The sequence below is a fragment of the Roseateles sp. GW821-FHT09H11 genome (assembly GCF_059415845.1).
Map to the genome: position 1 here is coordinate 1674106 of NZ_JBWKOA010000001.1, position 12525 is coordinate 1686630.

Annotated in this window: 12 protein-coding genes; 6 read left to right on the forward strand and 6 right to left on the reverse strand. The window is 67.0% G+C overall.

Annotation, left to right across the window (positions count from 1 at the left end):
• Nucleotides 1-35: 35 nt before the first annotated feature.
• Entirely contained in the window at nucleotides 36-233 is a 198-nt protein-coding gene (locus AC07PR_RS07040; RefSeq protein WP_483105744.1) for a hypothetical protein, read from the forward strand.
• A 167-nt stretch (nucleotides 234-400) separates the two neighbouring features.
• Nucleotides 401-628 (forward strand): type II toxin-antitoxin system death-on-curing family toxin, encoded by a 228-nt coding sequence (locus tag AC07PR_RS07045; protein ID WP_431102576.1) that lies wholly within the window; start codon nucleotides 401-403, stop codon nucleotides 626-628.
• A gap of 57 nt (nucleotides 629-685) precedes the next feature.
• On the opposite strand, the gene AC07PR_RS07050 is transcribed toward AC07PR_RS07045, so the two are convergent.
• From AC07PR_RS07050 to AC07PR_RS07060, 3 genes are read right to left on the reverse strand one after another with little or no spacing between them, the layout of a single operon-like run.
• Entirely contained in the window at nucleotides 686-2065 is a 1380-nt protein-coding gene (locus tag AC07PR_RS07050) for a hypothetical protein (protein WP_495134821.1), read from the reverse strand.
• A 41-nt stretch (nucleotides 2066-2106) separates the two neighbouring features.
• A complete protein-coding gene (locus AC07PR_RS07055) occupies nucleotides 2107-3477 on the reverse strand; it encodes a PEP-CTERM sorting domain-containing protein (RefSeq protein ID WP_495134822.1) in 1371 nt (456 codons plus the stop codon).
• A 37-nt stretch (nucleotides 3478-3514) separates the two neighbouring features.
• A complete protein-coding gene (locus AC07PR_RS07060) occupies nucleotides 3515-4618 on the reverse strand; it encodes a porin (RefSeq protein WP_495134823.1) in 1104 nt (367 codons plus the stop codon).
• 173 nt (nucleotides 4619-4791) lie between these two features.
• On the opposite strand from AC07PR_RS07060, the gene AC07PR_RS07065 reads away from it, so the two are divergent.
• Both AC07PR_RS07065 and AC07PR_RS07070 read left to right on the forward strand, forming a co-directional pair.
• On the forward strand, nucleotides 4792-5712 hold the full coding sequence (locus AC07PR_RS07065) for a LysR family transcriptional regulator (protein ID WP_483105740.1): 921 nt from the start codon (nucleotides 4792-4794) through the stop codon (nucleotides 5710-5712).
• Nucleotides 5705-6661 (forward strand): Bug family tripartite tricarboxylate transporter substrate binding protein, encoded by a 957-nt coding sequence (locus tag AC07PR_RS07070; RefSeq protein ID WP_495134824.1) that lies wholly within the window; start codon nucleotides 5705-5707, stop codon nucleotides 6659-6661. Before AC07PR_RS07065 ends, AC07PR_RS07070 begins: the two co-directional genes overlap by 8 nt.
• A gap of 109 nt (nucleotides 6662-6770) precedes the next feature.
• On the opposite strand, the gene AC07PR_RS07075 is transcribed toward AC07PR_RS07070, so the two are convergent.
• On the reverse strand, nucleotides 6771-7877 hold the full coding sequence (locus AC07PR_RS07075) for an NAD(P)/FAD-dependent oxidoreductase (RefSeq protein ID WP_495134825.1): 1107 nt from the start codon (nucleotides 7875-7877) through the stop codon (nucleotides 6771-6773).
• Nucleotides 7878-7928: 51 nt separating this feature from the next.
• Entirely contained in the window at nucleotides 7929-8777 is an 849-nt protein-coding gene (locus AC07PR_RS07080; protein WP_495134826.1) for an NUDIX hydrolase, read from the reverse strand.
• Nucleotides 8778-8906: 129 nt separating this feature from the next.
• Between AC07PR_RS07080 and AC07PR_RS07085 the strand changes: the two genes are divergently transcribed.
• Together AC07PR_RS07085 and AC07PR_RS07090 are read left to right on the forward strand one after the other, a co-directional pair.
• Nucleotides 8907-9347: a hypothetical protein gene (locus AC07PR_RS07085; protein WP_377156110.1), complete on the forward strand. Its 441-nt coding sequence runs from the start codon at nucleotides 8907-8909 to the stop codon at nucleotides 9345-9347.
• A 241-nt stretch (nucleotides 9348-9588) separates the two neighbouring features.
• Nucleotides 9589-10974: a tyrosine-type recombinase/integrase gene (locus tag AC07PR_RS07090; protein ID WP_495134827.1), complete on the forward strand. Its 1386-nt coding sequence runs from the start codon at nucleotides 9589-9591 to the stop codon at nucleotides 10972-10974.
• Between the two features lie 752 nt (nucleotides 10975-11726).
• On the opposite strand, the gene AC07PR_RS07095 is transcribed toward AC07PR_RS07090, so the two are convergent.
• Nucleotides 11727-12239, reverse strand: a complete 513-nt coding sequence (locus AC07PR_RS07095) for a hypothetical protein (RefSeq protein WP_495134828.1) — start codon at nucleotides 12237-12239, stop codon at nucleotides 11727-11729.
• Nucleotides 12240-12525: the final 286 nt, after the last annotated feature.

Here is a 12525-nt window from a genome sequence, read left to right on the forward strand (position 1 = left end):
CGAGCCGAATACGCTGCAAGCCCAAGGAGTCGCTCATGAAATCAATACGCGAATTGCACGAGAAGTACGGCATCCCCTACGTTGAACGCACGAGGAAATACCCGCCAAAGAATCTCCCACGCCCCGGGGAAGAACGCGCCCCCTCACGCGAAGTGAGTCCGGAGTTCATGGCCATCGTCGAACAGGTCATCGCGGAACATCGCGACGTCCTTCGCGCGCTTGCAAAGCGTTGAACCATGCTGGACGCGAATGAGGTCTTGCGAATCCACGACTCGATCCTTCGAGATGAAGGTGGATTACCCGGTGATCACGGCATGGGCGCCTTGGAGAGTGCGCTCTCACGTGTCATCAATCGTATGCAGTTCGCAGGCATGGATGACATCTTTGAGAGATTGCCGCCATGTACGCGGTGGCCATCGCTCGAGGACATGTTTTCAACGATGGCAACAAGAGGACGGCGCTCGCCAGTGCCCTGGCGTATCTGAAGGCCGAGGGCATCAACTTGCAACGGAGCATTGAACTTGAAGAAGTCATGGTCGACGTTGCGCAGGGGCTTCTGAACGAATGCGACCTGGCAGAGTTCCTCCAGTCGCTCCAGCCCGCGACTCATCGGCCACCGGCCGAGTGAACCGCGATGAGGCGTCATCCCGACGCCTCATCGCGGCCATTTTGGAAGACCGCCTTGTCAGGGCCGGTCGCGCTTGGGCACCCGCGTCTCGATGGCCTTCACCTGGTACTTCGGCTCGAAGCGGCAGGTCTGCCCCAGCCTCTCCCTGGCCTTCTCGCAGCCGGCGGCGATGGATTCCGGCGTCGGCTTCTTCCCTTGCGTGGCCCAGGTCGTCAGCGCGTCCATCAGCGCCGCATAGGTCGGGTCGCTGAGGTAGCTGTGGTCCTTGTCGCCGGTGAAGGTCTGCACCAGCGCATCACCGCGGCCCGCGGCAGCCATCGTGCGGCCGAAGCTCTCCTGCAGCTCGACCATCGCCGTCGGGTCGTGGATCGCGTGCACCGTCAGCACCGGCACCGGGATCTTCCCGCCCAGGTCCGCATCGGCGGACAAGGTCGCCACCGCCTTCGCATCGGCCGTGTAGCGCAGCACGCCCGCGTTCAGCGCCGCGTCGTCGCTCGAGCCGGCATACACCGCGCCGACGTTGCCGAACGGGCTCGCGCCGCCGGTGCGCTTCTGCGCGATGTCCTGGAAGTGCCAGGTCGCCCAGTTCAGATGCGACTGGATGCTGCGCTCCGGGATGTGGATCACGTCGATGATGGTCTTGATCTTCGACGCCTGCTCCGGCGTGCGCTCCGCCGCCGGCTTGTTCAGGCCCAGGCAGTCGTCGACGCGCTTCGCAAGATCAGGCTGCTTCAAGGGCGAATCCGCCGGCAGCCCGATGTTGAGCGGGTACTGCGGTTCGCTCGGCAGCGGATGGTTGTGGCAGAGGTACTGGTAGACGACACGCAGGTCGAGCCGGAAGTCGTAGCTCCGCGTCCCGCCACCCAGCACGCCGGAGGTGAGCAGCACCGCGTCGTAAGGCTTGCCGTCGGCGAACAGCTCCGCGCCCTTGGCCGCCACGCTCGCGCCCCAGGACTGGCCGTGCAGGTAGACATGCCTGGGCTTGGCGACCTTGTCGATGAACAGGCGCCGCAGGCGCTCGTTGTCCTCGGCCGCGGCGGTGACCGCCACGCCGCCCTGACGGTAACTCGACGTCGCGAACGCGTAGCCCAGGCGCGGCATGATGGTCCAGCGCTCGACGTCCTCCGTCACGCGCTTGATCGTCGGCGCGCCGAGGAAGGGCCCGCCGTGCGCATGCACGACGAGGTCCCCGTTCCACTGCCTGGGCATCACGATCATGTAGAGCGCACCGGCGCTGTCCTTGCCCGACAGGCAGCTCGCGCCCTCGCCGACGCCCGACGGACAGGCGGCCGGGGCCGGCGCGGTCTCGGCCGCCATGTCGAAGCTCGCGCCCGCCGGGCCCTTCGCGAAGGCGGCCGGCACACCGGCCACCAGCAACAAGGTCGTCGACCACGCGATCCACGCGCTCGCGCCGCCGATCCCGTTCGTTCGCGTCATCCGCTTCATCGTCATCCTCTTCTCCCTTCGGATCATTGCAGTCAGGCCGCCGCGCCGCCGGGCGCGAGCGCGGTGGGCCTGGTGGCCATCAAAGGCGCCGCGGCCGACGCCGCCGCGCGACGTCGACGCAGCATCCACAGCAGGCCCAGGCCCAGCCCCGCCAGCGCGAACGACGCCGGCTCCGGCACCGCCGCGGCGAAACCGAGTTGGTCGCTCGCCACGCGCTGCAGCAGCAGCGCGTCGGCCGCGCTGATGCCGAGGTCGCGCGCGGCGATCTCGTTCAGGCCCAGCACCGCCGGATCCAGCCCCGTGATCGTGCCGAACAGCGTCAGCGCGCTCAGGTAGGAGCCGTACTTGCTTGCATGGGTGCCGTCGTCGAACCACAGGTCGAGCAGGCCGTCCGTCGCCGCCGTCGACGCGTACATGTCGGGCGTCGCGACACCCGCCGCGATCGCGCGCATGAAGGCCTCGCCCACCGGCGCGACGCCGGCGATGCCGCCCGAACCGTCCGCGCCCGCCATCAGCGCCGCCGCGGTGTACGCCTGCTTCAGGTCGTCGGTCATCGCCTGCAGCGACGGGTAGAAGGACGGCGCAGGCTGCCCCGTCGGGATGACCTCGCCGGTGTTCTCGTCGGTGACCGTCGTGCTGGGCGCGTTGACCAGGTTGGGCCGCGCCCAGGTCTGGTAGAGGTACACGTCGGCGTTCGCGTTGGCATGGGCGTTCGCCGGCACGTTGCGCAGCAGCGAGCAGGTCCCCGTCGACGCGCCGGTGATCTCCGCGCACTTGGCGTTCGTGCCGCCGATCAGGTCGCGCTCGCGGTAGCTGAGCGCGTTGCCTTGATGAATCCAGTTCTCGATCAGGTTGGTGTACGTGTTGAAGTAGGCCGGATTGGAGGCCAGGCCCGGCTGCTTGGTCAGCGGCTCGTCGCTCTGCTCCTGCAGCACCACCTTGTCCCAGGCCTGCGAGCCGATGTTGCCCCGCAGGTCCCAGCCGGCGTTGTTGGTGTTGAGGAACTGCCCGCGCAGCGAGGCCGCATTGCGCGCCGAGATCGAGACGTCGTAGTCCAGCCCGACCTGCACGGTGAACTGCTTGAAGATGCCGGCGACGCCGCCCCACGGATGGGGCTCGAAGCTGTTGGCGCCGCTCGGGTTGCTGGCGTACATCGCCGCCGTCAGGTCGTGGACGTTGGCGGCGTTGTAGCTCATCACCGGATCGACGCGTCCGAAGGTGTAGCTGTTGCCGACGAAGAGGATCTTGGTCGCTTCCGCCTGCGCGCCCAGCGGCACGCAGGCGCCCAGCGCCGCGAAGGCGAGCGCGACCGCGCCGGCCAGGTTCGAGGACCGCCGCGATGGCCGCCCCGAGGACTGCCGGGACGACCGCCATGACGTGGTGGAGAGCATGCTGTTCGACATGGTCGTGCTCCTTCGTTGCTGCTGGTTGAAGCGAGGGTCAGAAGTTGTGGCGCACGCCGGCCTCGAAGCCGCCGCTGTCGCCCCCGGGCTGCGTCGTCGCCAGACCGACGTTGAAGCGCGTGCCGCGGCCCTTGTTGTCCACCTTGGCGACGTTGGTGTAGAGCGCCGTCCGCTTGGACAGGTCATGCACGTAGCCGATCGCGATGTGCGTCGCGTCGCTGGCGACGTTCTTCGCCTTCAGCCAGGTGTAGGCGAAGCGCAGCTCACCCTGCGGCCACACCTGCCACTGGGTGCCCAGCATCGTCGCGGTCGTGCTGGTGATGCCGACCTCGTTGCGGCCCCACAGCGCCATCAGCTTGGCCGGCCCCCAGGTGTAGGCCATGCCCACGTTGCTCTGCGTGTAGTCGCCGGTGGCATAACGCGTCTTGGAGATCGCCGCCGAGCCGTTGAAGGTCTCGTTGCGCCAGCCGATGCGCACGCCGGTCAACTGGCCGTCCTTGTGCGTCGGACCCGCGCCCTGCTCGCCCAGCGCCAGCATCGCGTGGCCGTAGAAGCCGTTGAGGCCCGACGGCGTGAAGTAGCCGATCGAGTTGGACGCCCGCACGTTGGTGCGCGCCGTCGTGCCGTTGGCGGGCGCCGGGTAGTACATGATCCCGGAGCTGCCCACGCCGTTCGTCCCGAACGGATGCATGGACGTGGTCAGGTTGCCGAAGGACGGCACGTAGTCGCGGCCCAGGCGCAGTTCGCCCCAGTCGGCCGAGGAGATCTGGACGGTCGCGCGGCGACCCCAGGTCAGGCCGCCGCTGACCGAGTCCTTGTTGTTGGTGCTGGTCGCGCCGCTGGTGCCGTCGTCGACGGCCACCGCCGACTCCAGCCAGAAGCCGACCTTCAGCCCGCCGCCCAGGTCTTCCGTGCCGCGCACGCCGAAGCGGCTGGACGTGTTGCCGTCGCTGTTCACGAAGTAGCGGGTGTCGCTGCCACTGGCCTTCAGCGCCTGCACGCCGATGTCGAGCAGGCCGAACACCTGCACGCTGCTGCCGCTCTGCGCCTGCGCGCCGCTGGCCGCTCCCACCGCGGTGGCAGCCAGGACCAGGGTCCTGGCTGCGTTCCACGCGTTCCTCGACTGTCGTTTCGTCTTCATCAACGTTGTCTCCGTTTGGTTGTAGTAGGTATCCGGGCCGGACCTTAGTGACCGGCCTCCATAGCGTCAAATACACTGATCCGCAGAGTCCGAGACGTTTTGAATATGGGACGTACGTAGCTTTGCGCATGGCAGGGCGACGGCGAGCCCGAGGACCAGGAGACAACGCAGACATGGACCTTCGACATCTGCGCTACTTCGTGACGGTCGCGGAGACCGGCCACATGACGCGCGCGGCGGCGCTGCTCGGGATGCAGCAGCCGCCGCTGAGCCAGCAGATCAAGACGCTGGAACAGGAGCTGGGCATCGCCCTGCTGCACCGCCATCCGAAGGGCGTGAGCCTGACCGACGGCGGTCGTCAGTTCCTGGACGAAGCGCGACGGTTGCTGCGCGATTACAACGACATGCGCGACCGCATGGACCGGCTGGCCGGCGGGCAGCACGGGCTGCTGGCGATCGGGTTCACCAGTTCGGCGGCGGCACATGCGTACACGCCAGCGGTGCTGCGCGCCTGCCGCGGCGAACACCCGGGCATCGCGCTGACGATGACCGAGAACCATGCCGCCGGGTTGATCGAATCGATCGTGAAGTCGCGGCTGCACTGCGCCTTCCTGCGCGTGCCGGTCGCGCAGCCCGAAGGCGTCAGCTTCGAGACGCTGTTGACCGAGCCCGCGCTGCTGGCGCTGCCGCTGGACCACCGGCTCGCGACGGTGCCGCGCGCGGGGGCCACGCCGGTGCCGCTGGCGGAGCTCGAGGACGAGGACCTGATCCTCGTCCGCCGCCCGGGGGCGCCCGGCCTCTACGCCAATCTGCTGGCGCTGTGCGAGCGCGACGGCGTCAAGCCGCGCAGCTTCGTGGAGGTCGACCGGATGATGATGAACCTCAACCTGGTGGCGGCCGGCGCCGGCATCACGGTGGTGCCGGCGTCGATGCGCGGCGTGCACGCGCACTCGATCGTGTTCCGGCCCCTGGAGAAGCATGCGCGGCTGGAAGCGCCGTTGACGATCGCGTATCGCTCGCATGACCAGGAGGGTCCGACGGCGACCTTCCTCGCGCTGGCCCGCCGCATCGCGATGGAGCACCGCGATGCGTAGGCGCGCGTTGCTGAATGCCGCCGCGTGGAGCGCGGTGGCGGTGCCAGGTCTTGCGCAGGTCGCGGGCGAGCCCTGGCCGACGCGCCCGATCCACCTGATCGTCGCCTACCCGCCCGGCGGCGTCAGCGACGAGACCGCGCGCGCGCTCGCGCAGCACATGAGCGCGCGGCTGAAGGTGCCGGTGATCGTCGAGAACCGCGCCGGCGCGGGCGGGCTGACCGCGCTGGAGTCGCTCGCGCGCGCGGCGCCGGACGGCCACACGCTGGCCTACTGCGCCATCTCGCCGCTGGTGTTCGCGCCGGCCGGCGCCGGCCCCTCCGCGACGGCGCCCGAGGTGGCCCCCGTCGTCAGCATCATGGACACGCCGGTGCTGGTGCTCGCGCATCCGTCGTTCAAACCGAAAGACTTCGCCGCGATGCTTGCCGCCGCGCGCGCGGCGCCGGGCCGCCTGCGCTGGGCGACGTCGGGCCACGCGACGGTCGGGCACATGGTGCTGGCGCAGGTGCGCGCCGCGGCGCGCGTCGACATCATCCACGTGCCCTACAAGGGCGGCGGCCAGCAGTTGACCGATGCGATCGGCGGGCAGTTCGAGCTGCTGTCCTCCAACGTCGCGTCGCAGCAGCTGCAGTTCGTGCGGCAGGGCAAGCTGAAGGCGCTGGCGATCGGCTCGCCGGTCCGGCTACCAGTGCTGCCCGACGTGCCGACGCTGGCCGAGCTCGGCTTTCCGGACGCGAACCTCGTCTCGACGTTCGGGCTCTTCGCGCCGCGCGGCGTGCCGGAGGAGCGGCTGCGATTGATCAACAGCGTCGTCAACGAGGCGCTGCGGCTGCCGGAGATCCGCTCGAAGATCCTCGACGTCAGCAACCTGCCGACGGGCGGCTCGGCGGCGGACCTCGCCGCGCGCATCGCGAAGGAGCGGGAACGCGCGCTGCGCGTGCCGGCGGATTGAAGCGGGGGTCATTCCACCTGCCAAGTCTCTGCGCTTGGCCGCCAGTGCATGAGGCCCGGACGGCAAGCGTCCAAACCTCACGCACTGCCGTCCCTGATCGACCGCGCACTCATTCGAGTCCGCTGCGTGCAACGACCTCTTCGGCGATCGCCAAAGCACTCGTGAGTCCGGGCGACTCGATCCCCATCAGGTTCACCAGTCCCGGCACGCCGTGCTGCGCGGGGCCGTCGATACGGAAATCGGGCGCAGGCTCGTGCGGCCCATGGATCTTCGGCCGCACGCCGCTGTAGGCAGGCTGCAGCGCGCCATCCGGCAGCGCGGGCCAGTAGCGGCGCACGTCGTCGTAGAACACGTCGGCGCGGGCGGGATCGACGGCGTAGTCGATGTCTTCGGGGCTCGCGACGTCCAGCCATTGCGCATCGGGGCCGAAGCGCGCCTGGCCGCCGAGGTCCAGGGTCAGGTGCACGCCCAGCCACGCGTCCTGCGGCATCGGGTACACGAGCCGCGAGAACGGCGCCCGCCCCTGCAGCGCGAAGTAGCAGCCCTTGCTGAAGCGCGCCACGGGTGGCGGCGGCAGGCCCTCGATCGCGGCGGCAAGCAAGGGGGCGCGCAGCCCCGTCGCGTTGACCACGATGCGGGTGCCGAGCGTCATGTCGTCGGTGTGGACCACGTGCGCGGCACCGTCGCGACGGACCGCGGTCACCGCCGCGCCGAAGGCGACCGCGCCGCCATGCCGCTCCAGATCGCCTTGCAGCGAGAGCATCAGCCCGTGGCTGTCGACGATGCCGGTCGAGGGCGACAGCAAGGCGGCCTCGCACTGCAGTTGGGGTTCGAGCGCGAGGGCCTCCTCGCGCGTGAGCCAGCGCAGGTCGTCGACCCCGTTCGCGGCGGCGTTCGCCTGCAACGCGCGCAGGCCGGGCAGTTGTTCGGCCGACGTGGCGACGACGAGCTTGCCGCAACGCTGGTGCGGCACGCCGTGCGATTCGCAGTGCGCGTAGAGCAGCTGCTTGCCGCGCACGCACAGCCGCGCCCTCAGCGAGCCGGTGGGGTAGTAGAGCCCGGCGTGGATGACTTCGCTGTTGCGCGAACTCACGCCGGTGCCGATGCCGAGTTCGCGCTCGAGCACCAGCGTCTCCAGTCCGCGCATCGCCAGCGCCCGTCCGACCGCGAGGCCGACGACACCGGCCCCGATCACCACTGCATCGACTTGATCCATCCCGGCGATTGTGCCGAGCCGCTTCTGCCTTGGTCCGTCCTCGGACGGCGATCAGGCGCGCAGATCGACCAGCGCGTGCGAATGCTGGAAACCGAAGGCGCTGACCGCGGCGGCGTCGTGGCTGAACTCGCCCGCGGCGAGTCGTTGGGCGAGCGTCTCCAGGTCCAGCGTCAGGAACTCGCTGACCTCGCCGTCGCCGTTGCGCGGCGAGAAGCCGGCGGGCAACTGCAGGCTGAAGACATGCAGCACCTCGTCGTGCAGGCCTTCGGGTTCCATGCGCGTGCTGCGCAAGGCGCCGCGCGCTTGCACGCAAGCGCTGACGACCATCGGCACGCCGGCCTCTTCCAGCAGCTCACGACGCGCGCAATCGACGAGGTCTTCATCGGCGGTCAGACCACCGGCGGCGAGGTTGTCGAGCTTGCCCGGATCGGTCGCCTTCGTCAGCGCGCGTCGGCCGCACACGAGCCGCGCGCCCGGCAGGAAGCCATTGATGTGGACGGCGCGGCTCATCAGGCCGAAGAAGCGGAAGGCGGCGCGCTCCAGACGGAACAGCACTTCGCCGCGTTCGGAGCAGGGATCCTCGACGGGCCGCTCGCAGGCGTAGCGTTCGCCGCGCCAGCCGGCAATGGCGCCGCGCGCCTTCAGCGCGAGCGCCACGGCGCCGATGCGCTCGGAGCGGGCGTCGACATCGAGCGCCTCGGCCTCCCAGCACAACGCGCCCTCGCGGCGCTTCAACTCAGGCCAGACCTCGCCTAGCAAGACCTGGCGCATCGGATGCACACGGCCGATCGTGGCGTCACCGAGCCGCAGCGCAATGAGCCCCTCCGGCAGCGGCTGACGCGCCAGTTGCAGACAGCGCGGAAGAACGGCGACGAGCGATGGCGGCAGCAGCGGAGACATGCGTCGATTCTCTCCGCGCCTCCCCCGGAAATGACTGAAATGTGCGAGAGACGAGACCCCGTGAACGCAGGATGATCGCTGCCCACCCCACCCAAGAACACGCAGTACACAACGCGAAGGAGCCGCTCAATGAAGCTCGCATTGCACAAGGCATTCCGTCAGGTCGGCGCCTCGCAGCAGGACGCCGACACCGCCGCTGAATCGATCGACAGCGCCTTGGAGAAACGCATGAACGACAAACAAGCCCATCTGGCCAAGAACTCCGACATGTATACGGTCAGGACGGAAATGGCGGAGATGAAGTCCCAGATCGCCGGCGTTCGCAGCGAGGTCGGCATGGTGCGCGCTGAACTGCGGCAGGAGATTGCCCTCGTGCGTGGTGAGATTGCCACCGTCCGCGCAGAGTTGAAGCAGGACATCGCCAGCGTCCGCGGCGACATCGCCAACGTTCGAGGCGAGATGTCGCACATGCGAAGCGACTTGGTCCGCTGGATCATCGGAAGCCAGGTCGCAACGATCGGCGCGACGACGTCCATCGTGTTCGGGATGCTGAAGTACCTTCATCCCTGATGACCAGCCAAGAAAAAACCCCGCCAACTTGCGTTGACGGGGTTGATCTGGTGGGCGGTGCAGGGTTCGAACCTGCGACCCCTGCCGTGTGAAGGCAGGGAATATGGACTTTCCTGGACCTTCATGGACCCATCTCTCATAGGAGAATGGTCCAATATCGTCCAAACAGTTGCAGCCAGGTTTGGACCAGCTTTAGACCACCCTGAGCCACGATGGTTACTTCGCACAATCTGGAGCGTCAATGGCCGTAAAGCCCATCTCTACCGAAATTAAGCAGAAGGCGACGCGGCTGACCAACCTCAACTTGGCCACGGTTGCGGCTCGCGACAAGCTTAAAGTTCGCGAGTCGCCGTATTGGCAGAAGCTCGACACAGGGTGTCATCTGGGCATGCGGAAGATGACGCCCGGCTCGGAAATCTGGTGGGCCAAGTACACGGAGCCGGGAACGAAAACGACCATCAAGGAAAGCTTGGGGGAGTTTGGCCACCTACCTCGCAATGAGCGCTTCGGGGCTGCAAAGAAGGCCGCGGAAGCTTGGTTCAAGACGGTCGGCCGCGTCGGCCGCGTCGACCCGGTGACCGTCAAGCAAGCATGCGCGGCCTACGTGCAGCACAAGCTTGAGACCGAAGGAAGCGAGCCTGCGGCGGACATCGAAGGTCGTTTCAGGCGCTGGGTCGACGCCGCACCCATCGGCAAGATTCAGCTCGCGAAGTTGACCCGGACTGACGTCGAAGAGTGGCGAAAAACGATGGTCGCCACGCCTGTCAGAGTCAACTATGACGACCGGAAGCCAATGTTCCGCGCTCGCAGCATCCACACCGCAAACAGAGACTTGACGCCGCTTCGCGCAGCGCTGAACTACGCGCTGGGCAAGGACCTCGTCGCATCCGACAAGGCCTGGATTGAGGAGCTGAAACCGCTCGTGAAGGCGAGGCCCAAGCGCAACAAGCCGTCTGAGAGCGACGACGAGGATGCTGACCTGGAAGACGATCTGGACGACAACGATGACGAAGAAGACGAGGATTCCCAGCTCGGGCATCACAACATCGAGCTCAACCTTGCACAGCGCACTGCACTGATCGCCGCGGCAAGTGTTGAGCTACGCCCGCTACTGCATGTGATGTCGATGCTGCCTGTGCGACCTGGCGCGCTGGCTCGCCTGCGGGTGCGCAACCTGAGCGTCAGGAACGCACGGTTGCGGATCGTGCGCGACAAGGCGGGCAGCGGCCGACTGCTCCCACTGCCTCCAACAACACTCGCGGTCTTCGAAGCTCTGGCTGCAGGCAAACCTAAGAACGCGCTGCTACTTCCTCGCGCAAACGGAAAACGATGGACCAAAGATGGGTGGAAAAAGCCCGTCAAGGCGGCTGTCATCGCGGCCGGGTTGCCGTCCGAAGCGAGCATCTATACGGTGCGGCACAGCGTCATCACCGACCTCGTGCAGGCCGGCCTAGACGTAGGCAACGTGGCCAAGCTGGCCGGAACCAGCATCCAGATGATCGACAGGCACTACTTCAAGCTCGGAACTGACCGCGCAACCGCAGCCCTGGCTGCGCTGCACATTGAGATGCCCTCCTCGCCTCCGCCCGCCCCCCTGGTCGATTTCGATGACGGCGACCTCATCTGATTTCAGCGTATGTAATCGTCTGAATCAGCATCAAGGCGGGAGTCGTAAGCCGCGTCGAACTCGTCGTCGTCGGCCGCGGAGCGGGCTCGCATTCGGTGAGGAAGTAGCGCGGCGACCTGCCCTTTGGTCAGGCAGTGTGAGAGTGTGATGGTGGTGGAATTCGAGCACAGGGTTAGGTCAAGCCCGATGCCGCTTCGCGAAGGTCCGCCGCCCCGCGCGCGCTACTCTGCCACAGAGCGGCTCCGTGCCGGCGATGAGGTTGCGATGCTTCTCGAGCGGTCAGCGGTCATAACCACCGTGACCAGCGTGGAGGTCTATTACGAGGACATCCCCCCTCCGCCATTGCCTTCACTGCATTCTTCGCCGCGGCAACCGCCTCGTCCGCTGTTGGGTGCTCGCCCGCAAGAGGAACGCGCGGTTCCCTTTCGCTCACGTCACCTTCCAGTCCAAAAACGAGAACAGCTCGGCACAGCCCTGCAGCAAGTTCCTCGGTCTCGATCTTGGCGGAAACCAGCAGGTCTTCTCCCATCGTGGCAGCCTCGAGTTCGGTGGATGAGCATCGTAGCTGCCGCCCGAACTACGGTCATCTGTCCCCGCCATCTGTGCACAACTCTGTTGGATGCCTATGCAGGGCAGTGTCAAGTCCTTGATTCTTCAAGCACAAACCTTCTCTGCCTCAAAACGCGGCAGCTCGGCCTCGTGCAGCATCCAACCAAGCCGCGCGCGAGCATCGCACCCTCTCTTCTACGACCTCACGCACCATGCACAGCCAGGAACCTGGCCCGCAAAGCAAGCGCATCCGCTAGGGCATGGTGACGCCGCAGACCGCGTGCTCTCCTCAATTGGTCGAAGCACATCTCGCTGGCGCGATCCCCCTCGGGCTGGCCAACTAGGTAGCCCACGTGCGTCGGAATCACTGCACATCTGACGCCCCGCCCCTGAGCGTCGAGCAACTGCTCGATGAAGGCGAAGTCCTGGTGGTAGTCGTAGCAGACCTGCACTTCTGCAGCGCCAAGTGCCTCGATCCACTGAATCAGCTGCTCGCCAACTTCGACGAAGGCCCCCGCCTGCCCTGGCGCAGCCGCCAGCTGCGGCAGCACCTGCGTCCGCATGAACTCGTCTCTCCGGTCATGATCGAGCTCTGCCGCGACCTCGCAGTAAAACTCGTCGCCGGCCACTGAGCAAAGTCCCACGCTCAGCAGGACCGGCGCCTGGGTGTCCGTCGCTGGCGCGAATTCGGTGTCCAAGAAAACGTAAAGCGGCATGCGGTCCTCACATCGCTCGGCCACCGGTCGGAGGCCCAAAGCTGTGCTCCAGCGCTGCGTAGAGGCGGTTGATGGCCTCCGAGTCCGCCAAACCTCGCGAGCCACTGGTGATGACGACGTACGGAAGCTCGTCCTCCGCCCAACCGATGGCGTAAGCCACGCGGTGCCGAACCAACAATTGAGCAAAGGGCCCGATATCTGCCATCAGGCTGTTGATTCCCGCGCGATCCTGACCCACCGTTTCCATCCAATCTTGACCCACACTTGTTCGAGCCACTGAGGCTCA

Excerpts from the sequence above, each read along its gene's own strand:
- AC07PR_RS07075 (WP_495134825.1), bottom strand. The coding sequence starts at position 7,877 with ATGGATCAAGTCGATGCAGTGGTGATCGGGGCCGGTGTCGTCGGCCTC.
- AC07PR_RS07095 (WP_495134828.1), bottom strand. The coding sequence starts at position 12,239 with ATGCCGCTTTACGTTTTCTTGGACACCGAATTCGCGCCAGCGACGGAC.
- AC07PR_RS07085 (WP_377156110.1), top strand. The coding sequence starts at position 8,907 with ATGAAGCTCGCATTGCACAAGGCATTCCGTCAGGTCGGCGCCTCGCAG.
- AC07PR_RS07050 (WP_495134821.1), bottom strand. The coding sequence starts at position 2,065 with ATGACGCGAACGAACGGGATCGGCGGCGCGAGCGCGTGGATCGCGTGG.
- AC07PR_RS07055 (WP_495134822.1), bottom strand. The coding sequence starts at position 3,477 with ATGTCGAACAGCATGCTCTCCACCACGTCATGGCGGTCGTCCCGGCAG.
- AC07PR_RS07090 (WP_495134827.1), top strand. The coding sequence starts at position 9,589 with ATGGCCGTAAAGCCCATCTCTACCGAAATTAAGCAGAAGGCGACGCGG.
- AC07PR_RS07070 (WP_495134824.1), top strand. The coding sequence starts at position 5,705 with ATGCGTAGGCGCGCGTTGCTGAATGCCGCCGCGTGGAGCGCGGTGGCG.
- AC07PR_RS07045 (WP_431102576.1), top strand. The coding sequence starts at position 401 with ATGTACGCGGTGGCCATCGCTCGAGGACATGTTTTCAACGATGGCAAC.
- AC07PR_RS07080 (WP_495134826.1), bottom strand. The coding sequence starts at position 8,777 with ATGTCTCCGCTGCTGCCGCCATCGCTCGTCGCCGTTCTTCCGCGCTGT.
- AC07PR_RS07060 (WP_495134823.1), bottom strand. The coding sequence starts at position 4,618 with ATGAAGACGAAACGACAGTCGAGGAACGCGTGGAACGCAGCCAGGACC.
- AC07PR_RS07065 (WP_483105740.1), top strand. The coding sequence starts at position 4,792 with ATGGACCTTCGACATCTGCGCTACTTCGTGACGGTCGCGGAGACCGGC.
- AC07PR_RS07040 (WP_483105744.1), top strand. The coding sequence starts at position 36 with ATGAAATCAATACGCGAATTGCACGAGAAGTACGGCATCCCCTACGTT.